Below are 323 nucleotides of genomic sequence, written 5' to 3'. Positions count from 1 at the left end.
AGGCGATGCAGTCAACATCAAATGCCTCTATAAAATTCTTGAAAGCCGATGCCGTACTTCCGTAAAAATATTCTATGCCGATTTTACTGATTTCATTTGCATAGCGTTTTTTATAATCGTTTAATTGCTGATAAAACTCATCGCTTATGTTTTCATAATCGCGGCTGCGACGGCTTAACATCAGCATATCAGTAATAGAATCAGATAATTTGAAAGCATGAAGAAATATCACGTTCAAGGTTTCATGAGGCTGAGCTTGAACAAGCGCATCAATAATCTTTGTACTCTCTAAGTTGAAGTCGGTTGGTACTAATACTGTTTTC

The 323-nt window shown here is 36.5% G+C and carries 1 protein-coding gene; it reads right to left on the bottom strand.

Translation table 11 applies throughout. The features are described from left to right. The coding region (locus GJU39_RS23485) for a hypothetical protein (protein WP_167515748.1) at positions 1–323 on the bottom strand (323 nt) is incomplete at both ends.

This window comes from Pedobacter petrophilus, assembly GCF_009674725.1.
GTDB lineage: Bacteria > Bacteroidota > Bacteroidia > Sphingobacteriales > Sphingobacteriaceae > Pedobacter > Pedobacter petrophilus.
The sequence above is the reverse complement of the archived record's forward strand: the minus strand, read 5'-3'. Positions and strand labels throughout refer to the sequence as shown.